Here is a 23,072-nt window from a genome sequence, read left to right on the forward strand (position 1 = left end):
GCACGGTGCCCGCGACGTTCAGCACCATGACGCCCGGAAACCCGGCGAGTGAGGCGTACGCCCGCCTCATGCACGGCGCCGCCCTGGCCGAGGCCACCCGGCTCACGCGCCAAGAAGAGGAGCGCTGCCAGGAGGAGTTCTCCCGGATCTGGGAGCGGCTGCTGCACAACGCCGAAGTGACCAAGTGGCTGGCCCCTGGGCAGGACCTGAGCTGGCGCGGCGGGACACCGCGCCGTTCGCTGTGCGCGAAGGGCGGGCGCACCACGGACCTGGTCCAACTCATCCCCTGGGCGCTGCGGGAGAAGCTGTCCGGTGACGTGCTCTACGAGGACACCGCCCGGCGTGAGGAACAGGTCACAAGCGGGCACGGACTGGAGCCGGGCGACGCCGCCAGCATCCGTTTCAGGAGCACGAACCCGGCCACCGCCGACAGTAAACCGCTGCCGCCCGGCCGGGAGCCCGAGGTCGAGCGGTTCCTCGACCTGCAGGCGATGCTCGCGGCCTACACCGCCACGCCGCACTTCGTCCCTGCCTCCGAAGCGTTCGACGCCGCCACCGGTCTGCCGCCGGAGCCCGAGGCGCAGCTGCGGCTGACGGCCGAGGCTGTCATGGTCTTCCACGACGGCGTCCCGCTGCCAGCCGTCATCGCCGACGACGAGGCTCTCCACGCCCACGCCGCCGCCCGCTTCGCCACCGTCCACGACACGCTCTTCGACGGCAGCCCGCTCGTGATGGGCGGTGTCGTCCTGGCCCTCCCGGACGACGGAACCGACCAGGCTCTGCTGTTCAACCCGCTCATCGGCTGGCTGATCATCGCCAACCGCATGCACGACGGTCGGTACGCGTGGGCGATGCACCCCGTCCACCGGCTCGACACCAACCCGGGGCCGGCTGCCCGCGTGCTGCGCAACTACGCCGGCTTGAACGCGCTGGAGGGCTGGGACACACCGCCACGGATCCCGGGCCAGGCCCGGGCCAAGGGCAAGAACAAGAAGAACCAGCTGCCGGCGGCGGAGCGCCGTCGGCAGCAGTTCGAGCAGGCCGCCCGCACCCCGCAGGCCCGGGCAGGCGCGCTCCTCGGCGTGCGGGTGCTCTCCTTCACCGCGCCGCCCCACGATGTCGCCGAGGCCGCCCCCACCCCGCCGAGCGAGTCGACCAGGGCGCCCGCTCAGTACCGCGACTGGCGGCGCGCTCACTGGACCCGCAACACCCGCGTCCACCTGCTCGACGACCACGGCCGGCCCTCCGGACCGGTCTACGGGCCGGACGCCGTCGAGGGCGTCACCTTCACCCGCCGCCGTACCCGGGTCCGCGGAACCTGGATCAACGAACACCTCCCCGACCGCCCCGGCCAGACACCGGTGTACGCGGTCGACGCACGCCTGACCCGTACGCCGGCCGACGGCACCTGACCATGTCGAGGAACGGCAACGCAAGCTGAAGACCGGCACCCGTTCCCTGAATTCGCCGCGGTCGTCCAGCAGTTACGCCTCGCGGTTCGTCAACCATGCGATCCACGCGCCGTCAGAGGCCCGGCCCAGGTGAAGTTCCGGCACGTGGCCAGCGGTGCGTGCGCAGATCCGGCCATAGGCACCGTGCCGGTCAGAACACAGCCGGGCCATTTCACTGGGAGACAGTGCCGTCAGGTCATCCGGCAGCTCCTGGCCCATCGCGGTCGCGCGTGCCTGCGCACCACGCCGTCGTTCGACGGCGTCGACGCGCTCGGCGACCAGGCGCGCCCAGCGCAGATCGGTGTCCTCCTGGTCACCGGCGGGCGTGTACAGGCACTGCTGCTCACCGTGCTCCTCGAACTGGTCGACGAGCCTCATGCCGATCGACTCCAGCAAGCGCCGCGATGCAGCGTTCGCCGTCTGGGTGACCGCGACCATGGGGCCACCCGCGGGCACGGCCTCTGTCCACCACCTGACGGCCGCAGCCACTGCTTCCCGTCCCAGGCCCCTGCCCCAGGCGTCCGGGAGCAGCTGGTAGGAGACCTCGGCGGCGCCTTCGCATCTGTGGTCGGGGCCGATGGCGACCAGACCGACCGCGTGACTGTCGGCCACCCGGACGACGGTCCAGGTTCCTGCTGTCGCCGGGTATGCGGTCTGCCGCGCGGCGACGCGCTCCTCCGAAGCCGGGCCGCCGAGGTAAGCGCGGACCTTGGTGTCGGTCAGCAGTTCGCGTACGAGGGAGGCGTCCTCGACGGTGACCGGTCGCAGGTGGAGACGGTCGGTGCGCAGCTCGGCCGGCCACACGCTCCCCAGGGCGACGTCGACGGAAATCATGGGGCCAGCCTGCCAGGTGCCGACACCACACCGGGTCCGTGCGACAGAACACCGTCCGGCCGGGTTCCTGTCGTTGTCCCGACGGGCGCCCCGCCCAACGAGGGCTGTCCGCTGCCCGACTCGGGCGCGCTGCAGAATCGCCCGGTGGGGGCGGGGGCGTGCGTGGGCCGATGCTGGGCACACCACCGTCGTCCAGGACGAAGCCGGCGAACACCGACCTGTGCCGAGAGACGTTCGGGTACGATCTGGCGGACGCATTTCACCGTGACGCGTGCCTTGCCCGGACCCACCTCCGGGCTCTGGTGAATCCAGCTGCCGCTGGGAGGTGACGCAGCGGTGATGCACGGCGCTTCCATCGTCTTTGACCGCCCTTGCGCACTCGGCGTTTGTCGTGGTGGGACGGCATGACGCAGAGCGTGCAGGAGCTGTCTTGTCATCGAAGAACCTCACCAACCGCCAACAGATCGCACGGGCGCTTAACAAGGCGACGGGCTGCGGATACCAGCGGGCTCTGGAACGCGTCGTCGACGCCGCCGATCGCAACCTGCTGCCCTCGGTCCTGGACGCGGCCGGTCGTGCGGAAGCCGTTCGGATCCTCACCGACCCGGCTGCGATCGCCCCCACCCCGGGATCCCTGCTGGCGAAGGACTACCTGAAGGCCCTGATTGCCGAGTTCCGTCTCCTGGGCTGGGGCGCCGGCCGCCACGAATCAGAGGTGGACTGCTTCGGCCTCAGGGTGTACGCGGGGCCGGTCGCGGGATTGAGCTTGTCCGTGGGACGTGCAGATGACGACGCCGACGGCGATGACCTCGATCCGGACGACCCGGACCAATCAGACCTGACCAAGCCCCTGTACCTGATGGCAACGTGCCCGTCGGGCAACGCGACCGTCGAGGACTTCGAGGACGGCCTCGCGGACTGCTCCACCGAAGCCGTCCGCGTCACTGCGCGACGCATGGACTCCAAGCTCGGCAAGACCCGGCTCCGCCGGGTCCGGGGCGCGGAGGAGTTCTCCACCACGCCGTGTCCGATCTGCGGAGACCGATACCCCGAGCACCATCTGCTGAAGAACTCCCGCAGCGCCGTCCCCGTGTGCCCCGCCTGCATCTTCGATGGCGACCAGGCCTACCGCACCGATCTCCCGTACCTCGCGGTCAAACTCGACCGACTCCTCCACGACGACCTGGCTGCTCCGGCGGGATGGGACGCGGTCGCGGCCGTACTCGCCCTGACCTGCGGCCCCAACCTGGGTGCCCGGCTCGACCGCGCGCTGAAGGAGCGCGGCGGCTGGCCGATCGTCATGGAACGCTGGGGTGAGCCACTGGAGCGGTCCTGGATCTGGCTCCCGCCACCCGCTCACCGGCACGAGGCGTTCACGCACCTCGGCGCCGGCGCGACCCTCGCCGCGCTCGTCGACGCCGTCGACCGCTACGACCCCGCCGCCCGCGCCGCGGCGAAGGCCCTGTGCCGGGAATCCGAAGTGCGCTGGAGGGACGCCCTGTGGCCGGCCGCCATCGCCTATGCCGTGGCCTTCACGACCCAGGGCTATGAGCGCGACCGCCACCGCACACCCTTCCACGTCGTCCAGTCCCTTGGCGACGGGCTCGGACAGACCATGAAGCCGTTCGCCGTCACCGGGGACGCCTCGAACGTCGAGTACGGGCTCGAAGCACTCCTCACGCACCAGCTGTTCCCGATGCTCCTCGGGCACAGCCTCGACGACGAACCCGACGACCCCCGCCGCCGGTACGGAGCGCAGCCCGATGACGACCGCCCCGCCCGGAGTCGAGCCGACGCCCAGCGCACCCACGAGATCGACCGCGCGAACCAGGTCGCTGTCATCCTGGGCAAGATCCCCTTCACTCCGCCCGGCGTCCCGGTCTGGGACGGAGCAGCAGTGGCCGGAGCCGATGCCCAGGGCCTGGGCAGCACCGCGCCCGGGAGCGACCTGTGCCGGGCGGTCCGGGACGAAGCCCGCCAGCAGGCGGCTGAAGCCCTCTACGACCTCGACGGGTGCGAAGCGGTCGACGCCGACCAGGCGTGGGACCGCAACGGCTGGTGGATTCCATCGGACCACGCCCCCCACGCACTGCGCCAGGCACAGCAGTACCTCCCCGCGAAAACGAGGGTGAACGTGCTGTGGTTCGGTCCCGACGGACAGCTTCCCGAACCCGTGCAAATCTGCGTCGACGCCACCAGCGTCCACCCCCACAGCGCCGGACCCCGGGATCTGCCGTGGCTGAGGGTATGGGACGGGCATTCCGAGTTCGGGCTGACGCTGTCCGACATCGCGCTGGTCCGCCGAGCCGGCCCCGGAGACGACCTCACCCAGGTCTGGCCCTCTCCCAGCTCCTCCGACTCCGAGGACGACGTCCCGGTGAAAGAGACGAACTCTGGCACGACGGACGGCCCGCTCCCCACGCTCGATGAACTGTCGCTGCTGACCAACCAGTTCCTGCATCTGGCAGGACACCGGCTCGGCGAGGGCTGGAAGAGCGTCGACGAGAAGGCCTACGCCGCCCACCAGCGCCTTGAGAAGGCCCTCGAAGCCGAATACACGGGATTCGCGGCCACGAGGGTGAAGGTGTGGATCAACCTGTTCGACACCGCGCACCCCTGCCCAAGCGGACAGACCCAGGTCCTGCCCGCGTACGCGCTGACCGGCAAGCCCTACGAGGTGGAATTCGACGTCCACGCCCACGACCCGTCCTGCGGCTGCGGCCAGGAGTACGGCTTCGGCGACTTCGCCGACCGCGTCTGCCAGCTCCTCATCGTTCTGTGCCTGTACGGCGGACTGATCGAGGCCCACCCCATGATCGAGACGGCCACCGCGACGGACGGTCCCAACGACCACGAGGTCGTACTGCGCGACATCGCCTGGGAGGTCGACGGACCCGACACCTACGACTTCCGGGAGGTCCAGCGCCGGGTGATCCGGGACATCACCGACCCGGAATCGGAGCTGAACACCGACACCAACCCGACCTACATCCCGCCGTACATGGCCGCGGACGGGTGGTACCTACCCGAAGGGGGAACCTCGATGATGTTCCACGGCCTCCGGCACGAAGACGAGATGGGCTGACCGCAACGGGCCGCCACGCGCGGACGCCCCACGGACGGCTGGGGCGTCCGCGCGTGGCGGCGGTCAGCTCTGCACCATGGCCTTGAGGGCGCTGAGCGACAGCTCATTCGTGCCGCGGTTGGCCGCGCTGCTCTGGGTCCAGTTGAGGATCGCGGGATGTGCGTCCTCGGGCGAATACGACGTGCCGACGGCGGTGTTCTGGCCGTCCGTTTCGGCGAGCTGGGTGAGGTAGGCGGCCAGGGTGTGCGGGCCTCCGCCGCCGTAGCCGACGCCGTACCCGTGGCCCTCGCGCTGCGGGAGGATCGACAGGTCCCCCTTCTCCGTCCGCGCCCAGAACAGGCTGCGGCCGGTGTGGAAGCTGCTGAAGGTGTCGCCAGGGCGCAGGGCGAGAGGAGCGAACGTCTTGTAGCTCCACTGGTCCGTGCCGCCCTCGCCGCGGTGCTTGAAGTGCTTGCCGACGACGGGCAGCCCGAACTCGGGGTCGTAAAAGGTCCGGCGGCACACGCAGCCCGAGCCGGAGATCGCCGACGGGCTGCTGGGGTCCTCCGTGACGCACGGGTGGAACAGAGTCGGGATATGCGTCGACTCCACCAGCGTGCAGTGCAGCGCGTTCGGCTCGCACCGCACCAGCCTGCCGAGCCACTCCTGGAAGTGCAGTGTCACGGTCTGCTGCGCCTCGATGTCCAGCTCCGCGTTCAGCGACGACGAGGCGATGCCGAGGCGCGCCTCGGTGTAGAGGACGAAGTGCATGAAGCCGTTCGTCGGGTCGGTCAGGTTCAGGTCGACTGGCTCGTAGGGCAACGTGGCGCTCCAATACGGGCTGGGGACGGCTCGGGCGGCGGGGTCAGGAGAGGCGGTGTTCGGGGCGCAGGACCAGGCCGCGGTCGAGGAACTGCGCGGTGTCGTCCGGTCCGAGTCCGAGAGCGCGGGCGACTTCCGTGCCTTCGTCGTCGCGGACGAAGGCCAGCAGGATCTTGCGGCTGGCGGGGTCGGCCATGGTCCGGCGGGCGGCTTCGACGGTGTGGGCGACGCAGCCGGTGGTGCCGTCTTCGACCACGTCCCGCCGCCGGGCGTTGTCGTCCCAGACGTTGAGCTGGAGATTGGCGCCCTCCGTGGAGCAGTCCTCCTTGGAGTCCGCACCGAGCACGCACCGCCCGAGCATCGCGGCGTGGGCGTGACGCTGGAGGTAGACGGCTGTGCCCAGGAGCCGGTCGACTTCCTTCTCCGTGTTCTCCCGTGCCTTCTCGGGGCTGACGAGCGAGGTCTTCGGGTCGTAGGGCTGCACCCTGATCTTCAGCGCCGCCAGGCTGCGGGCGAGGTCGTCGGCGACGCCGAGCAGGCCCACCAGGTTCACGTCGCCGCGCTGGCGGGGCGGGGGCAGTTCTTCGGGGTAGCTCGCCAGCGGTTCCAGCGGTTCGTGCAGGTCGGTCAAGGTTCCTCCCGTGCCAGGTACCAACGCCCTGATTCTCAGTCGCGGTTGCCCGCGCTCGCGGGTGAAGTCGCAGATCGGCCACATCTGGCCGGTTGGCACCCCTTGGCGGCCGTGCCCCCTCCGCTTCGAGGGCGTCGGCTTCCTCGAGGTGCGGATGCGGTGCGACACAATGAGGCTTCAGCGGGTCCGGGCGCGGCCGAACAGCAGCCGGTCGGCCGCGAGCGACGCATCCAGGTACGTGTCGACCCGCGTGGCGTCGGCGGACTGCGGCAGCGGATCCAGTCCCAGGAGCAGGAGCGCCTCACCGTTGCGTGCGACCAGTTCCGTCCAGGGGCGGCGGGTGGGCAGCCGCAGCCGGCGGGAGACTCCGGGCACGTGCATCAGCACCTGGTCGCCGACGATCTGCAGGCAGCGCTCCAGCTTCGGGACAACCTCCCGGGCGCCGGCCAGGCCACCCAGGCTGGCGGACAGCCGCCTCATCCGGGACTCGGCTGTCTCGGCGGTGCCCGGGCCGACCAAGGCGGGGGCTTGGGTGATCAGGATGTGCGCGGCTTCCTGACCATCCGGGCGAGTGCCGGGCCACGTCCACGCGGCAAGAGACACCAGCAGCCGCAGATCAGGGCCAGGTGAGGCGAGCAGGACACTCATGCTGTCGTGCCCCCCGCGGCCTTGAAGCAGCACCAGACGATCTTCCCGGACGGGGTGCGGTCCTGAACTCCCCAGCCGTCGGCAAGCGCGTTCACCAGGATCAGCCCGCGTCCAGAGGTGTCCGTGTCGGCGGCCTGCCGGGCCTCGGGGCGCTGACGGCGGCTGTCGTGCACTTCCATGCGCACCGCTTCTTCCTCGGCGGCGAGTTTGACCAGGAAGCCGTGACCGGGCACGGTTCCATGGACCACGGCGTTGGTGGCGAGTTCCGAAACGCAGAGCCGGATGTCCTCGACACGGTCCGGCAGGTCCCATTCGGCCAGGGCCTCGGTGGTGAAGGTTCTCGCCTGGCTAATCGAGTCGGGCCGGGCGTCGAAGAACCGTTGGGTCGTTTTGGCCATCATGGTCCTCATGACTCGGCGTCCAGGACGCGGGTGGTGCGGGGGTGGCGTCGGACAGGGCCGCTTCGGGAGACGGCGTGGTGGGTGGTCCGGGGCGTGCGGACCAGCAGCAGCCGTGAGCCGGCCGCCTCGATCCGCCGCCCGCGTTCAGCGGCTATGGTCTTCGGTCCCAGGTGCGACATGGCCGGGGCGATCACGCCGTAGACGTCCGGCAGCGCGAGCACGTCCAGCAGCCCGGTGAACGCCGCTGAGGCGGGCCCGGCCGTGGCGTCGCGGTCGCTGAAGACGCCGGACAGCTGCAGTTCGTGGGTGCGGCAGTACTCGGCGAGCGAGCCGACCAGAGCGTCCTGCCGTGCTCGGGAGACCCGCACCAGCCGCAGGAAGCCGTAGACGACCGGGCTGTTGACCGGGCGCTGCTCGGTGAGGGGTTCCATGCTGGGGACCGTCCAAGATGCTCGACAAAGAGGTGGCGTTCCGAGCGTGGCCGCTCCCCAAGTCGTCGCCAACTACCAGGCGTTCTACTTCCGTTCCACTTCCGTCCCGCCGACTGTGCGGACCGTGCTTCGATGACGGGTGGAAGGGAGTGACAACGCGTGGCGACCGTGCACCACTGGACCGGCCTGGAGGCCAAGGCTCTGCGGGGCGCTCTGCGCCTGAGCGTGCGGGCCTTCGCCCAGCAGCTCGGCCTGGCCGTCGCGACCGTGTCCAAGTGGGAGAGCAAGCTCGCCGGCATCGAGCCCCGGCCGGACACCCAGGCCATCCTGGACACCGCCCTCAGCCGCGCGGACGCCGCCGTCCACCTGCGGTTCGAGACGATCCTGTCCGAGATGACCAGCACCGGGCCGAGCACCGGCGGGCACCGCGTCACCGCCTCCGGCCCCCGGGCCTGGGAGTACGAGAGCTGGGCCGACGACCTCGACCGCGTCGTGGTTGCCCTGTCCCGGCAGAACTTCACCTTCGCCGACAGCCTCCTGAACCGGTGGCTCACCCGGTTCAGAGCCTCCGACCTCGACGAGAAGGGCCTGTACCTCTTCGCCCGGTCCACCGCTCTGCTCGGCGACCTCAAACGCGACCAGGGCGCAGTCCTCGGCCCGCTCTCCGCCCGCCGCTCCTACGCCGACGCCCGCGCCATCTTCACCCAGCTCGACATCCCCCGCCGCGTCGCCCAGCTCGACCTCTCCCTCGCGGTCGTCACCGAGATGTCCGGCAAGCTGGAGCTCGCCGCCCGCCACTACGAAACCCTCGCCGTCGACGACCGGCTCTCCCGCCGCGACCGCGCCCGCGCGAAGCTGTGGGTGGGCACCTCGCTGAGCAAGGATGGCCAGCACGACTACGCGACCCGCGTCATGCAGGCCGCCACCCGCGAATTCGAAGACCTGACCGAACCGGACGACTGGTCGGTGGCCCACCAGAAACTCGCCCTCGCCCGCCGCGGCGCCGGCGACCTCACCCAGGCCCTGCACTTCATCGACATCGCCCGCAGCAGCGGAACCACCGAATCACCGATGCAACGCGTACGACTGGACACCGCTCATGGCCACATCCTGCTCTCCGATCCGGCGACCCGGGATGATGGACACCTCGTCCTCGACCAGGCCGCCCGGCAGGCCGCGCAGTACGGACTCGTGCACCAGCTGCGCAGCATCGAGGGCATCAAGGCCATGAGCGAGGGGCCGGCCGGCCCCCGGCGACGGTGACCAGGGAGAACACACGCGTGAGCGACAACCAGCAGGCCATCACCGAAGACCAGTGGCGCCAGGCTGCGCTGATCTGGGACTACCACCAGATGCACCACGAGCTGCGCCCCGTCGACGTGGCGATCGGGCTGGGCAGCCACGACCTCGGCGTCGCCTCACATGCCGCCGAGCTGTACCGTTCCGGTCTCTTTCCGACCTTGGTGTTCACCGGCGGCAACAGCCCCACCACCGCCAAGGTCTTCCCCCGCGGCGAGGCCGTCCACTACCGCGAGCACGCCATCGAGCTTGGTGTCCCCGCCGAGGCGATCCTGCTCGAGCCGAACGCGGCGAACACCGGGCAGAACATCACCCTCTCCCGCGAGGTCCTCGCCGCTGTCGGCATCCATCCCAAGACGGTGCTGCTGGTCTCCAAGCCCTACATGGAAAGGCGGTCGTTCGCGACCGCCCGCCGGCTGTGGCCCGACGTCGACATCCTGTGCGCGTCGGAGCCGCTGGAGTTCGACGACTACCTGAAGTCCATCGGCGACGAGAAGCTCGTCCTGGACATGCTCGTCGGTGACCTCCAGCGGGTCATCGAGTATCCGAAGCTCGGCTTCGCCATCGAGCAGGAGGTCCTGGAGGACGTGCATGCCGCATACGAGTCCCTCATCCGCGACGGCTTCACCAGCCGCCTCATCTCGTGACCTGCCCGCCCCGGGCGGGCTGTGCGCGATCCACCAGCCGAACCTCTTTCCCCGGCTGACCACGCTGGCCAAGCTGTTCGCGGCGGACTACTGGATCGTCCTGGACGACGTGCAGTTCACCCGCCGCGACTACCAGCACCGAGCCCGCCTCGCTGGCCTCGACGATCCGGCCCGCCAACAGTGGCTGACCATCCCCACCCACCTGCCCAGCGGGCGGTCCACCCTCATCCGGGACGCGCTGATCGACGAAGCGGCTCTCGCGCGCCGCAGGACCGAGAGCATGCTGCGCCAGCACTATGGGAGCAGCCCCCACTGGCCTGCCCTCGGCGGGGCCCTGGGCCCGGTGCTGGACGCCTTTAGCACCGGGCGGACCGCGACGGTCGCCGAGATATCCACCCGCCTCCTGCTGGCCCTTCTCGGCTGGCCGGGACGAATCCTCACCAGCAGCGATCTGCCCGCCCGGCCGGGCCGCTCCCAGCGGCTAGCCGACCTTGCCGCCGCGACCGGTGCCCGCGCGTACCTGTGTGGGACCGGCGGCATGACCTATCTCGACCCCGCTCCGTTCGCGGAACAGGACATTGCCGTGGCGTCGTTCCAGCCGCCGGCGACCGGGATCTGGTCTACCGGTCGCCGAATCAGCGCGCTCTGGGCGCTGTCCGCGCTCGGCCCGCAGGCCGTGGCTGCCCGCTTCCACACACTCGCCGCAGCGCCACAGGCGATGTTGAAGACCGTGGCCCGGCCGCGGCCGCCACTTCCTCGAGCAAGGGATGTACCCCTGAAGGTCCGTCGTGGCTCGCCGCAGGCACGCCACGTGAACGGGCGCTAGATGTGCGACTTCCGCACCGAGTGCCATGCCGCCCCGGCCAGAGCCCGCGCCGACCGGAGCAACGAGAGCTGTTCCTGCTGGCGGTACAGGTTCCAGTTGTACGGGACGAGGCTCAGCTTGTTCGATGAGAGCGATCCGGCCCGCTGCGCCCGGTACACCGCCAAGGGTTCCCGCAGCGCCCGCGCGGGGGTCCCGTCTCGCATGATCGACAGCCAAAGCGCGTAGTCCTGGCGTTTCGGCATGTCCGGCATCAGCCTGGTTCCGACCACCCTGCGGTCGTACATGGCAGTCAGGGCGCCGATGTGGTCATGGACCAGCATCGCGCGGTAGTCCACGCGCTCCGGCGCCCACACCACACGCCCGTTCGGGACGAAGTCGGCGGCCTCGCCCGCGTACTGGGCGTCCATCTTGTAGTACGAGGTGAACGTGAGGGGCGTCCCGGCCGTCGCGGCGAAGGCAAGCTGCTTCTCGACCTTCGTCGGGAGCCACATGTCGTCGCTGTCGAGGAAGGCGATGTAGTCACCCCGGGCCCGCGCGATGGCAAGGTTCCGGGCCCGGGCCGCGCCCCCCTGCCGGACCGCCGCCTCCGGCAGGACGCGCTCGTCCTGCCGGGCCAACTCTCTCAGCAGATCCATCGAGTCGTCCGAGGACGCGTCGTCCGTGATCAGCAGTTCGACATCGGTGTGGGTCTGCGCCAGCACCGACCGGACTGAAGGCCCGAGTGTGGCTGCCGAATTGTGCACCGGCATCACCACAGAAACCAGCGGCACAGCCGCTCCTTACCCAGATTCGAGTCGTCATGGAGGTTGTTGTCGCCGGCCAAGGCTACGTGGGACTGACGCTCGCCGTGCGCGCCGCCGAGGTGGGCCATTGCCTCCGGCAGCGGCCCAGCGACCTCGTGCCCCCGGGTGCAGATCGTCATGACGTCCGCAGTCACTACCTCGCTCCGCGTCGACACCGCGCGGGACCACACCCTGTCGCGCAGCGTGGACGAAGTCATCGGTTGGGTCTTCAGCCTCTCCTACTCCAGTCCCGCCCAACTCGGCGGGAAGAAGGCCGTTTTCGAGCAGGACCTGCCGTCAGCCTGTAGCGACGCTGCGAGTGCGAGGAGCAGTCGTGTATTGGCTGCCTGGTCATAGCTCAGGTCGACGGCCTGTCGTGGCAGGCGGTTCAGGCGCTGAAGGACTTCGAGACGGGCCTTGGGTGTTCCCGCATTGTTTCCGTCGATGAAGCCGAAGAGGTCGGGGTAGCGCTCCTCGTCCGAGGTCACGAAGACGCTGGTGGTGACTTCGGCGCTGCGATCGTCGTTCACGCGGGCCGGGGCACTGGGGGAGGAGACGATGCGTGGGAGAAGAACCTCAGCTGCGATGCCCGTGGTGGCCAGGGGCAGCCCGAACCAGCGGGTGAGCTGCTCGGGCCAGATATGTGCCTTCAACTCTCGGCCGGAGGCGGACGTCAAGGCGCCGGGGCGGCCGGTGGTGAGAGCGTCGGTGACTCGCTGGTCCTGGGTGGGGTGAGGTAGTTCGCCGGTCTGGAGGTGGGCGCGGGCGGAGTCGGCGAGGTGGAGCGCGTGGAGTAGTCCGAGGCCTACTGCGGCTGCGGCGGGCCACGGCAGGAGGTCGAGGCTGCCGGAGGTGTTGGGACGGGCGAAGCAGCAGTCGTTGGCGAGGAGTTCGGCGCCGGTGGAGGCCAGGGTGAGCGCGGTCGTCGTCTTGCCTGCGCCGGAGTCACCCAGGGTGAGCAGGGCGTGTCCGCCGGGAAGTACCGCGGCGGAGGCGTGAAGCAGGACCCACCCAGCGGCGATGAGTCGGGCTCGCATCATCTCGCGGGCGAAGCGCGTGGTGGCGGTCGCCAGCCGTGTGGGTCGGCCCGGGCGGGCGGTCGGCTGGAGGGCTTGTCGGCTGCTGATCTGCAGGTGCTGCTCGTCGGGGTTGTACCGGAAGGCGATGACGGGGTCGGTCAGGGTGTGCGCGGTGACGGTGTTGTCGAGGTGGCGCGTGTAGCCGATGGGTTCTCGGGCGAAGACGGCGTGGTGGGTGTGGGCCATGGCGGCGGGGGCCTGGTCGTCACTGTCGATGACGGTGACCACCGGGCCGTGGACGACGGTGGTGTCCTGGGTCGGCGAGGCATTCCAGTAGCGGCCGAAGTATGTGGTCGCCCAGTCGGTGACGCCGGGTGTGTTGGAGCGGATGGTGACGGTCTGCTGGCCGGCGGTCAGGGAGAGGGTGTGCATCACGGCGGGGCCTTCCGGTCGGCCCGGCAGGCGGCCGGGGCGGGGCAGGGGCGGCTATGCGCTGGGCCGGGACGCGTTAGAGGCGGTGAGATCGTGCGGTGCCCTCTCGCGCAGGATCTCGGCAAGCCGTGCGATTCGGCGCAGCGGCACGAGGTCGGGTGCGGGTGGGGGCGTGTCGGCGAACAGGAGTGTGGCTGCGTGGCGTACTGAGGTCTGGAGCGGGGAGTCAGCGAGGACTTCGTCGTGCAGGACGGCTCCGTCGCGCACCGCGGTGATCCGGTGGTGGTTGCGTTCGAGCTGCCAGCCGGCGGGGGCGGTAACGGGTTCGAGATGGAGGGTGAAACGGGTACGGCCGGCGTGGACGGTGATGTGGCGGTAGCGGTCGTCGGCCGCGCGCAGGCCCTGGCGCCAGGGCGGGCGGGGTGCGGGGGCGATGTCGTCGGCCTGGCCTGGACCGAGGATCGAGGACGTCAGTTCCAGCCGCATGCCGCCCTGGGTCCCAGGGTGGGGCAGGTCGGTGCGCTCGGTCAGGGCGGCGACGAAGAGGCGCGGGTCGTAGACCGGCTCGGTTGTGGTGGTGGCCGGGTCGGAGGCCAGGTAGTGCTCCCATGCCGGTGCGGGCAGGATGCCGCGGGTGACGGCGAGCATGTGGAGCCATTCGTAGCCGAGCACGCCGTAGTCGCGGTCGATGAAGCGGCCGGAGGCGCTGTCGGGGCGCCGGTCCTTGGTGAAGACCACCGAGACCTTGTCGAGGGGGGCGCCGGGTTCGAGCGTGGCGATGAGCTCGGTGAACGCGGGCAGTGTGGTGGAGTGCCGGTACTGGTCGTTGACGACGATCCGGGCGGCGGGGTGTTCGGCCAGCAGGCGCGTGAAGGCGTCGATCTCGTGCCCGCGGCAGGCCGGCTTTTCCATCAGGACGCGGGCGGCCGGGTTGTGGGCGAGCACAGCGCGCAGGACGGGCAGGTGCTCGGCGGTGGGGCAACAGATCGACCACAGGTCGATGTCCGCGGCCACCGCCTCGGGCAGTTCGCTGACCTGGTGGGGGAAGCTGCGCAGCGAGGCGGGCAGGTCCTGGTGCTTGGGGTCGATGACGGCCGGGGTGGCACCAAGGGCGGTGAGGATTTCGGTGTGCAGGCGTCCGGCGACGCCGTATCCCACGATCGCTGCCCGCCGTAGTACAGCCTGAGCACCCTCGCCCGTCGGGCCGGTGGGTTTCGCGGCCGGCTGGCCGGTGGCGCCCGGGGCCGCGTACAGGTCGTAGTAGGCGTCCCACAGTCCGGCGTCGGTGATGGCAGCGTCGGCCGGGGCGGTGTGGAGCCCGGCCGGTACGCGGCCGGGGTCGGCGCACAGGGCGGCTGCGGCGATGAGGGTGCCGGCGCGGTAGGCGTCGTATCCCTGGCTGGGGATTGAGTCGGCCTCGAAGAGGTTCATGGAGCGGCCGTTGCCCAGCACGGTGACCGTCCGGCCGCCGGGGAGGCCAAAGCGCAGGCCCACGCCGGGGATTTCGGTGGCGTCGGCGCGGTGGGGGCCTTCGGTCAGGGCGGAGAAGTCGCGGGTGGCGAACGGGGCGAGGAACACGCCGTCGGGCAGGGCGGCCAGGTCGGTGTCGGTCAGGGCGAGTTCGCCGGTGGTGCCGATGATGAGGAACGGGTGGGAGGCGGCCAGGGCCTGGCCGGCGGTGCGGTAGGTGGTGAAGCCGTTCTCGGCGGCGTCGATGAGGGCGATCAGGTCCGTGTCGACGATGTCGACGCGGCAGCCCAGGTCGCGTAACTGTGCGGCGAGGCGGGAGCCGAGGGTGCCGTGGCCCAGGAGCAGGATCTGACGGCCGATGATCTTTCGGTCAGATAGCAGTGCGCGCAGCCTGCGAAGGCAGGAGTCGGCGATCTCGCGGTACCCCAGGCGGGACTTGACCTGGGAGCGGGCCATGTTCAGCACGGGGATCGCGAGTGGGCCGGCGGCGGCGATGCGCTTGATGCCGCTGACGGTCAGCTCCAGCGCGGCGTCCACAGTGCGGGGCGCGCCGAGTGCGCCGTAGCCGCGGGCCAGCAGTCCGCCGTCGTCGACGACCAGAACCCGCCGGCCGGCCGCGTGCGCGGTGTCGAGAAAGGTGTCGATGTCGGCGCCGACCCGTGCGAGCTGGACCTGGTGGGCTTCGGGGTCGTTGATGGCCGTGTTGTCCAGGACGTCGCTGCGGTACCCGCGTGCCAGGAAGGTGGCGTGGACCCGGTCCCGGTTCCAGGTCCGGTCGCCTTTGTCCAGGGTGAAGATCCACTCGGTGGGGATGCCGGCGCGTTCCATCGCGAGGACGAAGCCGGTGCTGTGCTCCAGGTAGTGATCGCGGAAGAGCAGCGCCCAGTCCTCGAAGGCCGGGTGGGGACGGCTGTAGTGCTCCAGCAGCGGCATGGCGGCCCAGATGCCGTCCAGTTCGCTGCGGGTGTAGGGCAGCACGCGGGCGGCGATCGCGTCGTGGAGCTCGGCGGCGAGCTGGCTCCCGCCGGGGTGCGGGTCGATCAGGATGTCCACGGCGGCCGGCGGCGGCACCTGGAAGCCCAGGGTGCGTGGCGCCTGCGGCGGCACACTCCTGAAGCGCACGGTGACCAGGGTGCGCGAGCTCGCTGGGGCGGTGAGCCGGAGCGAGCCGGGCTCCTCGTGCGCGCAGTCCAGCTGGTGGCGCGCGGCCAGCGCCCTCGCGGCGGCGGTGACCGCCTCGCCGCTGATCGGTCCGCGCAGGACCGCCCACTGGTCCCCAGATATGGCCGTCGTGATCATCCCCACTCCCTCTCTTCGTCGTCCGCCCCGGCGGGGCGGACGCGGTCAACGGTGGTGCGCCGCCTGGGTCAGGGCGCTCTCGACGTCGCCGAGGTGATCCAGCAGGCGCTTGGCCGCGGCGTGCCGCAGGAGCCAGAACTGGTCCAGGTCCTCCTGGATCAGGCCTGGCTTGAGGTAGTGCTGCTTGACGCCGTAGAGGCTGGTCAGCAGCTGGAGCAGCGCCACCCGCGCGCAGGCCGTCACGTCGTGCGCCGGCAGGTTCGGGTTGGTCTGAAGGTAGGCGCCGACCAGGTTCACCCCAGCGGCGATCCAGTCCTCGTCCAGGACGACCGTGCGCGGGTCGAACGCGATCCGGCCCAGCTCGTAGGCGACCAGGAACGGGTCGGGGGGCAGGAAGTCCAGCACGGCGGTGAGCTCGTCGCCCTGGAACAGCAGGTTGACGGCGGAGTAGTCGCCGTGCAGGACCTGGGTGCTCAGAGGCGGAAGGCCGGCCAGGAGCTCGGGGATCCGGGGCAGCACCGCGCGCCGCTCGGCCAGGGTCCGCAGCGCCTGCTCGTCGAACTCATCACGCTGGGCCCGCTCGCCCGCGATACCCAGCAGCTTGCCGGTGGTGGCGTCCAGCTTGTCCAGGTCCGGGTTCATCCACTTCTCCAGCCGGGCCGACGGGCCGGATCCGGCCGGGTGGTCGGCGAACGCAGTGTGGATGCGGCCCAGCGCATGACCGGCGGCGCGTTGCTGGGCAGGGCTCAGACCGTCCTCGACGACCACGCCAGGGACCCACTCCCACACCGAGACGGCGATCCCGCCTCGCCGTACGACAGTGTCGCCGTCGGTCGAGGGCCGCACGGCGGCGACCGGCACCTGGTGCAGGCCGGCCAGCTGCGTCTGGTCGACCGCGGCCTGCTCGGCCCCCAGGTCGGTCTCGCCGCCCTGGTAGTGCTTGACGAAGAGCACCTGGTTGCCGATGCGGGCGCGGTAGTTGACGGTGACCTGGCCGACCGGCAGCCGCTCCAGCTCGATGCTGGTCAGGCCGTAGGCGCTGGCCAGCACCGCGGTGAGTTCAGACTGCGCTTGCGGGTCCAACACGACCCCTCCTGTAACTTCTCGTGATCGGGTGAACACCCTATGGCCTGCACGGGGGTGGCCCGACGCGCTGCGCCCACTCGCGGCAGGCATCCCCGTAGCGGCTCAAGCACGCCTGGGGCGTGCGGGGTTGGCCGGTCCACTCCACGGCGACCTCCATGTGCTGGCCGTCGGCGATCCGCCTCCGGGCCCGCCCGGCGACCAGGTTCCGGCCCGCAGCGTCCAGGCCGGTGCCGTCGTCGGACAGGTGCAGCACCCGGGTGAAGTGGAGGACCCGTTCCAGCGCGGTGTCCGCATCGCCGCTCGCCGCCAGCCGGGCGGCGGCGAGCTGGGTGGTGTCGGCGAGCAGCCGCAGCTGCGGCCACCGCCCCATCATCTCCTCCAGGGCGTCCAGCGCTTCGGGGGCGAGCCAGCCGGGGTGGTGGAGCTCGACCAGCAGCGGCAGCCGGGCCTGCGGCAGCCGGGAGCCGAGCATCGCCTCCAGCAACGGACCCTCCGGCACGGTGCGGCCCAGTAGCCTCACCCACCCGGCGCCGAGCGCGACGGCCGCGGCCGCCAGGCGCTCCAACTCGGTGCGGGCCCTCGCCCGCTCGGATGCGGCGAGGTCGAACAGGTCGGCCAGGTCCAGGTCGGCCGTCACCCCGGTGACCGGCACCCACCGCTGCGCCGCCCGCCGCCAGTGTGCGAGCACGTCAGGGGTCTGCCGGGCCAGGTCGCAGCCGCGCGGTCCGCCCCGCAGATGCACGAAGGGAACTCCCTGCTCGACGGCCCACTCCAGCAGCTCAGGCACGCCCAGGCCTCGCACGCCGATGCTGTACAGCCCAACACCGCCGGGCGCGGTCACGGCGTCCTCCAGTCCAGCAGCAGGACCGGTTCGGTCGGCCGGCCGGGTGCATCGAGCAGCGCGAGCAGTTCCGGCGCGAGTGCGCCGGGCACCGTGCGGCACCACGCGTCGGCGAGGGCGGGATCGAGGTTCCCGGCGAGCCAGAGCGCCACCGTCGTGAAGGCGTCCTGGTACGCGCCGTCTGCCGCCGGAGCCAGCTCGTGCATGCCCACCACCGTCCAGCCGCCCCGGTGCACCTGAAGCGCCGGGAGAACGTCGCCGGGCCCGGGGGTGCCGAGCAGTCCGAGGACGCCTCCGGGCGCGGTCAGTCCCGCCGCGCACGACGGAGTGCTGGCCGCGTCGATGACCAATTGCCCGCGCTCGGCACCGTCCGGCGGCACGCACCGTACCCCGGGGGCGCGGCCGATCGGGGCGTGCCGGCGTGAGGTCACCACCGTGATCCGGGTGGCGCCGCGGCGGCACAGCTCCAGTACACAGCCCACCGCGACCGGTCCGGACCCGACGACCACCGCGTCATCCAGCCCGGCGGCGGGCGCCCGGTCAAGGCCCAGGCTCGCCATCTGCTGGAACCGGGCCAGTGCCACCAGGCGCGGCGTCATCCCCGGCGGGGCCGTCACCGCCCCGGGGCAGGCCGGGTCGAAGGCGGCGCCGTGCGGCACCGGGGCCAGCACCCAGCCCGCGGTGGGATCGGTCCGGCCGAGGGTCATGTAGCCGGCCTCGCGGTCCGCGCCGGCCAGGTGCCGGCGCTCGGTTCCGGGGCTGATCACGCTGAACTGGCCGGCCACCAGGCCTGGTCCGGGCACGGCCGCGGGCAGGAGACGTGCTCGTCCTTTGCCGACCCGCACCCGGGCTCCGGCGTACCGGCGCGGCGCGGGCTTCTCCCTCGACATCAGTTGACCTCCGCAGTCTGTGCAGGTGCGCCGGTGCGGGCCAGGTCCTCGATCCGGTCGGCGATCACGTCCGGGGCACCCCACACCGCGTGCAGCCGGATCGCGCCGGCCAGTTCCCGCACCCGCTCCAGGCGGTGCGAGGCGGCCGCAGAGTCTTCCAACTGACGGAGCACGATCGCATGTTCGTCGAGCAGCCGCTCCAGCAGGTGACCGCTGGCCCGCCACCACACGTTCACCGCCGTGTGAGCGTCGAGCACCTCGACCATCCCCGCACCGGCGGCAGGGTCCCCGTCCACGTCCACCACTGCCGCGACCGAGACCCCTCCAGCGCCCAGGTCGAGCGGCAGCGGCTCCCACAGACCCGGCAGCAGGCTCAAGTCCACCCGGTCGGGGCCGCCTGCCGCCAGCTCAAGGCCGGGGAACCAGCGGCGCGTCGGCACGCGCCGGGCGAGGAACGCGGCCGTGCCACCCAGCACCCGGGGCTGCCCGCCGCGCGAGGAACACTCCACCAGCGCCACGTCACCGGCCAGCACCCGCCAGTCCCGGCGCACCAGGGCCAGCGCGGCAAGCGTCTTGCCCGCGCCGTGCCCGCCGAGCAGCACCGCGACCCGGCCGTCGACCGGACGCTGGACTGCCACGGCATGCACGCACAGCGTGCCGCGGGAGAGGTGCAGCAGATGCAGATGGGCGTTCAGCAACCGGCGCGCGTCCCCATCCGCCACGCCGGCCGGCAGCCGAACCGTCACCGGACCGGCGCCGGCCCGCAGGCCGGCCGGCAGCACGCCGGGGAGATGCGGCGCGATCGACTCCCACCGCCGCTCCAGCGTCGCATCGGCGTCCACCACCAGGCTCCGACCCGCACTCACGACCTCGTAGACGCCACGGCCGATCGTGTTCACCGGCCTCTCCCCAGCCCGGAGACGACACCTTCCACGGCCTGCCAGACGGGCGCCTGCGGCAGCCGCTCCACGGCCACGCGCAGGACCGCGGCGGGCACCCCGGCCAACAGCCCCGCAAGTGGCGCTGCCCCGGCGGCCTGGTCCGCCAGCCGCGGCCCGCCCATCAACCCCAGCGGATCACTCACGTACAGCAGTTGCTGCGGGACGTCCGCTGCCCCGGCAACTGCCCGATCCAGCGTCTGTGCGTCCGCCGCCTCCGCCCGGACGCCCGCCTCAGCCGCTCCGCTGCCGTCCACGATCACCACTGCGCCCAGGGGAGCAGGCGGCGAGTACTCGACGCCGAGCGTCGCACGGTGCTGCGCCGGAGTGAACAGCACCCGTTCGCGCACCACACCGGCCACGACCCGGCGCTCGCGCCGACCGGCGGCATCACCGGCGAGTTGCGCGGGGACCGCGACGCGGGTCGGCCACCCGACCACCGTCCCGCTCGGGCCGATCAGCACCAGGTCGTCCGCGAGGAACCGTGCCCCCAGGTTCCGCACCGCCCGGTGAGCGAGCGTCGACTTGCCGCCGTGTCTGCCCGCCAGGAACACCAGCGCCCTGCCGTCGACGGCGACCGCCGAGGCATGCAGCATTCGCCACCCCGATCCCAGCAAACGGGACGCGAAGAACACCCTCGCCAGATAGTCCGCCCACCGCAGCCCGACCCCGTCGCCCGGCCTCACCAGCAACCGTGTCACACGCTGTCGCGCGTCGACCTCCATCACCACCGGCCGCGCGCCCCGTTGGTAGGCCGCCACCAGCCGCATCACACCGTCGTCCATGCCCACCACGGCCAGCCGGCGTCCCCCGTAGGGAAGTTCGAGGAGCAGCCGGCCCTGGAACAGATCGCCCTCATCACCGACTCCCGTGCGGTGCTCTTCCACCCTCAGCGTCCACTGCACCGCCGCAGCCGGCTCGACCGCGGAGCATGCCGGGACGAGCATGCCCATGACGGCATGGAGAACCTCGGCGTTCGGCGTCAGGATGCGTAACGAGATGCCGTCCAGCTGAAGAGCACCGTGGCCATCCCGCCCAGTGGCCCCTGCCACGCGATCACCGTGCACAACGTCAGCCACCATCAGCCCTGCCCTCCCGCCGAAACACCGTCGCGGACCATCCGCGCGGCCGTGCCACCGAGCCGATTACAGGTCAACGGGCTCTGCTCGCACCAGTGTTCGCATGTCATCCCCCTGTCATCCCGCCAAGGGCAAAACAGCGCGGCGGACCATGCCTGGATGCTTCGATGAGGTGGTGGACGAACTCATCCGGCATCCTCTGGCGTACGCGCGGTGGCTGCACGGTTGGTCCCAGACGGAGCTCGCCCGGCGCGTGAAGGAAGCAGCGCGCCGCCGCGACCGCCGGGCAGGCACCAGCCGCCAGCGCGTTTCCCTGTGGGAGACGAGCGTCACGCCGGACGAATTCTCCCAAGACCTCCTGGCAGACGTCTTCGAGGTCCCCCATGACCGCGTGACCGCTCTGGGCTGGCCGCACTGGCTGCCCGGCCAGGAAACGCCCGCTCCCCTCGGCACCGGGCTCACCATCACCGTCCTGAGAAAGGCCGCGCAGATGGCCGTCGACCGTCGCACCTTCCTGACCTACACACCGGCCGCCCTCAGCGCACTCGCACTCCAGTGGGCCACGATCGACCCAGCCCTGGCCGCCGGCGCTACCAACGGGCGACCGGTGGACCCCGCGTTTGTCGACTGGCTGGAGAAGACCGCCCGCGATCTCACCAGCCTGCCGACCGCACACCGCCAGCACACCGGCGCCCTGTTGGACGGGCACCTGATGACCGTCGTCGATCTCCTCGAACACGGCAGCTACAGCAGCAACCTGGAGACCCGGCTGCACGCACTCGCCGCCGGCCTCAGCCAGACCATCGGCTGGCACCGCTTCGACCACGAGCACCACGCCGCGGCCAACCGGTATTGGCACGCCGCCGTCCACGCCGCCCACCAGGCCGGGGACACCGATATGGGAGCCGGCGCACTTTCGGACATCGCCTATCAGAACATCTGGCTCGGCCAGCCCCGAGCCGCCGCCGAGGGCCTGGAACACGCCCTCTCCCGCACCACCAACCCGACCGCCCGGTCCTTGCTGTTCCTGCGCAAAGCACGGGCCCACGCCATGCTTCAGGAGTCCAGGGCCTGCTACCGCGACCTCGCCCAGGCCGAGAAGTCCCTGAACTCGGCAACCGATGCGGCACCGCGCTGGTGCGCCTGGATGAGTCCGGCCGACCTGGCGGTGGACACCGGCAGATGCCTGATCGACTTGAGGCAGCCCCAGCGCGCCCACGAGCAGATCAGTCAAGGACTCGCCCTGCTGCCCCAGGCACGGGACAAGACCAAGGCGGTGTTCCTCGCGTACGAGGCGGAAAGCCTGCTCGCCCACGGAGATGTCACCCAGGCCGCCGAGCTTGCTCGCGACTCTCTGAGCCTCGCCCAGCAGATCGGCGCCTCCCGCTGCGTTCAGCAGATCCGCGACTTGTCCACCACCTTTGACCCGCTGAGTTCCGACCACAGTGTTGAACGCTTGTTGCATGACGTTGCCCTGGCGCACTGAGTCCGCGGTGGACCGGTCTGCGCTTCGGCTGCCGACTACGCCCGGCATGTGAAGGGCGCCCCGCTCAGAAGGCAGTGCGGGTTTCGCTGCGGGAATCACCCACGGGAACGTGCTCGTCGTAGAGGCCGGCTCGGGCGATGCGACGCCACGGGCGGGCGTGGCGCATCGCGATGCTGATGTCCGGGTCCTGTGAGTCGAGATCGATGTCCGCGATCGCCAGGGCCGGATATCCGTTGGCAGGACAGCGCGCCATCCAGCGTCCGCCGGGAGCCACGATCCCAGATGGTGCTGTGGCGCTGAACTGCGCCGGGACGGAGTAGCCGAGCCAGTAGTTGTATAGCGTCCCGTACGCCTGGGCTACACGAGCACGGGGCGCGTCATCGACCATGACCGACAGCAGGACGCAGTCGACGTTGAGGCGCTCGTACTCGGCAAAGAGTTCCGGGAAGTTGGCCTCGATGCAGAGCGCGCAGCCGAACCGCATGCCGTCCACTTCGAAGACGAGGGGATCCCTCCCTGGCGAGTACAGGTAGGAGACCTCGGTGTGGGAGAGGAATCGCTTGTCGTAGCGGGCAACCAGGCGGCCCTGGTCGGAGACGATGTACTGGGTGGGCTGCGCGGCGAGGTCCCGATGTTCCGGGTCTTTTCCGCGCAGCCTCCCGCCGAACCCAGCGGGCATCTATTCGATGCACTGGG

General features: G+C 71.0%; 22 protein-coding genes. 6 read left to right on the forward strand and 16 right to left on the reverse strand.

What is annotated here, in order from left to right:
* Positions 1–5 precede the first annotated feature (5 nt).
* Positions 6–1,412 (forward strand): hypothetical protein, encoded by a 1,407-nt coding sequence (locus ACFV3R_RS11035; RefSeq protein ID WP_385579074.1) that lies wholly within the window; start codon positions 6–8, stop codon positions 1,410–1,412.
* Between the two features lie 72 nt (positions 1,413–1,484).
* On the opposite strand, the gene ACFV3R_RS11040 is transcribed toward ACFV3R_RS11035, so the two are convergent.
* Entirely contained in the window at positions 1,485–2,285 is an 801-nt protein-coding gene (locus ACFV3R_RS11040) for a GNAT family N-acetyltransferase (protein WP_385579077.1), read from the reverse strand.
* A gap of 430 nt (positions 2,286–2,715) precedes the next feature.
* Between ACFV3R_RS11040 and ACFV3R_RS11045 the strand changes: the two genes are divergently transcribed.
* Positions 2,716–5,370: a hypothetical protein gene (locus ACFV3R_RS11045; RefSeq protein WP_385579080.1), complete on the forward strand. Its 2,655-nt coding sequence runs from the start codon at positions 2,716–2,718 to the stop codon at positions 5,368–5,370.
* Between the two features lie 63 nt (positions 5,371–5,433).
* On the opposite strand, the gene ACFV3R_RS11050 is transcribed toward ACFV3R_RS11045, so the two are convergent.
* The 5 genes from ACFV3R_RS11050 to ACFV3R_RS11070 form a co-directional block, all read right to left on the reverse strand.
* Positions 5,434–6,171: a hypothetical protein gene (locus ACFV3R_RS11050; RefSeq protein ID WP_385579083.1), complete on the reverse strand. Its 738-nt coding sequence runs from the start codon at positions 6,169–6,171 to the stop codon at positions 5,434–5,436.
* 43 nt (positions 6,172–6,214) lie between these two features.
* Complete coding sequence (locus ACFV3R_RS11055) at positions 6,215–6,802, reverse strand: hypothetical protein (protein WP_385579086.1); 588 nt, start codon at positions 6,800–6,802, stop codon at positions 6,215–6,217.
* A 177-nt stretch (positions 6,803–6,979) separates the two neighbouring features.
* On the reverse strand, positions 6,980–7,282 hold the full coding sequence (locus ACFV3R_RS11060; protein WP_385579089.1) for a hypothetical protein: 303 nt from the start codon (positions 7,280–7,282) through the stop codon (positions 6,980–6,982).
* Between the two features lie 164 nt (positions 7,283–7,446).
* Positions 7,447–7,848: an ATP-binding protein gene (locus ACFV3R_RS11065; protein ID WP_385579153.1), complete on the reverse strand. Its 402-nt coding sequence runs from the start codon at positions 7,846–7,848 to the stop codon at positions 7,447–7,449.
* A gap of 8 nt (positions 7,849–7,856) precedes the next feature.
* Positions 7,857–8,282 carry a hypothetical protein gene (locus ACFV3R_RS11070; RefSeq protein WP_385579092.1) on the reverse strand — a complete coding sequence of 142 codons (426 nt, stop codon included), beginning with the start codon at positions 8,280–8,282 and terminating at the stop codon, positions 7,857–7,859.
* 159 nt (positions 8,283–8,441) lie between these two features.
* Between ACFV3R_RS11070 and ACFV3R_RS11075 the strand changes: the two genes are divergently transcribed.
* From ACFV3R_RS11075 to ACFV3R_RS11085, 3 genes are read left to right on the forward strand one after another with little or no spacing between them, the layout of a single operon-like run.
* A complete protein-coding gene (locus ACFV3R_RS11075; protein WP_385579095.1) occupies positions 8,442–9,545 on the forward strand; it encodes a helix-turn-helix domain-containing protein in 1,104 nt (367 codons plus the stop codon).
* Between the two features lie 17 nt (positions 9,546–9,562).
* Positions 9,563–10,228: a YdcF family protein gene (locus ACFV3R_RS11080; RefSeq protein ID WP_385579098.1), complete on the forward strand. Its 666-nt coding sequence runs from the start codon at positions 9,563–9,565 to the stop codon at positions 10,226–10,228.
* Entirely contained in the window at positions 10,173–11,054 is an 882-nt protein-coding gene (locus tag ACFV3R_RS11085; RefSeq protein WP_385579102.1) for a WbqC family protein, read from the forward strand. The genes ACFV3R_RS11080 and ACFV3R_RS11085 overlap by 56 nt, the downstream gene beginning before the upstream one ends.
* On the opposite strand, the gene ACFV3R_RS11090 is transcribed toward ACFV3R_RS11085, so the two are convergent.
* The 9 genes from ACFV3R_RS11090 to ACFV3R_RS11130 form a co-directional block, all read right to left on the reverse strand.
* Positions 11,051–11,824, reverse strand: a complete 774-nt coding sequence (locus ACFV3R_RS11090; protein WP_385579105.1) for a glycosyltransferase family 2 protein — start codon at positions 11,822–11,824, stop codon at positions 11,051–11,053. The genes ACFV3R_RS11085 and ACFV3R_RS11090 overlap by 4 nt on opposite strands.
* Positions 11,803–11,991, reverse strand: coding sequence for a hypothetical protein (locus tag ACFV3R_RS11095; RefSeq protein WP_385579107.1), 189 nt, complete (start codon positions 11,989–11,991; stop codon positions 11,803–11,805). Before ACFV3R_RS11095 ends, ACFV3R_RS11090 begins: the two co-directional genes overlap by 22 nt.
* Positions 11,992–12,075: 84 nt before the next feature.
* Positions 12,076–13,287 (reverse strand): hypothetical protein, encoded by a 1,212-nt coding sequence (locus ACFV3R_RS11100; protein WP_385579110.1) that lies wholly within the window; start codon positions 13,285–13,287, stop codon positions 12,076–12,078.
* A gap of 54 nt (positions 13,288–13,341) precedes the next feature.
* Entirely contained in the window at positions 13,342–16,056 is a 2,715-nt protein-coding gene (locus tag ACFV3R_RS11105) for a Gfo/Idh/MocA family oxidoreductase (protein ID WP_385579113.1), read from the reverse strand.
* Between the two features lie 45 nt (positions 16,057–16,101).
* Positions 16,102–17,142 (reverse strand): phosphotransferase enzyme family protein, encoded by a 1,041-nt coding sequence (locus tag ACFV3R_RS11110; protein WP_385579116.1) that lies wholly within the window; start codon positions 17,140–17,142, stop codon positions 16,102–16,104.
* Between the two features lie 37 nt (positions 17,143–17,179).
* Entirely contained in the window at positions 17,180–17,983 is an 804-nt protein-coding gene (locus ACFV3R_RS11115; protein WP_385579119.1) for an AP endonuclease, read from the reverse strand.
* A complete protein-coding gene (locus ACFV3R_RS11120) occupies positions 17,980–18,786 on the reverse strand; it encodes a hypothetical protein (RefSeq protein ID WP_385579122.1) in 807 nt (268 codons plus the stop codon). Before ACFV3R_RS11120 ends, ACFV3R_RS11115 begins: the two co-directional genes overlap by 4 nt.
* Before the next feature lie 86 nt (positions 18,787–18,872).
* Positions 18,873–19,772: a hypothetical protein gene (locus tag ACFV3R_RS11125; RefSeq protein WP_385579125.1), complete on the reverse strand. Its 900-nt coding sequence runs from the start codon at positions 19,770–19,772 to the stop codon at positions 18,873–18,875.
* Positions 19,769–20,863: a hypothetical protein gene (locus ACFV3R_RS11130; protein WP_385579128.1), complete on the reverse strand. Its 1,095-nt coding sequence runs from the start codon at positions 20,861–20,863 to the stop codon at positions 19,769–19,771. Before ACFV3R_RS11130 ends, ACFV3R_RS11125 begins: the two co-directional genes overlap by 4 nt.
* Before the next feature lie 202 nt (positions 20,864–21,065).
* Here ACFV3R_RS11130 and ACFV3R_RS11135 point away from each other — a divergent pair, with 202 nt between their 5' ends.
* Positions 21,066–22,376, forward strand: a complete 1,311-nt coding sequence (locus tag ACFV3R_RS11135; RefSeq protein ID WP_385579131.1) for an XRE family transcriptional regulator — start codon at positions 21,066–21,068, stop codon at positions 22,374–22,376.
* Positions 22,377–22,440: 64 nt separating this feature from the next.
* Here the strand turns inward: ACFV3R_RS11135 and ACFV3R_RS11140 are convergent, their stop codons facing one another.
* Positions 22,441–23,055 (reverse strand): carbon-nitrogen hydrolase family protein, encoded by a 615-nt coding sequence (locus tag ACFV3R_RS11140; RefSeq protein WP_385579134.1) that lies wholly within the window; start codon positions 23,053–23,055, stop codon positions 22,441–22,443.
* Between the last annotated feature and the right edge of the window lie 17 nt (positions 23,056–23,072).

It is taken from the genome of Streptomyces sp. NPDC059740 (assembly GCF_042733155.1).
Lineage (GTDB): Bacteria > Actinomycetota > Actinomycetes > Streptomycetales > Streptomycetaceae > Streptomyces.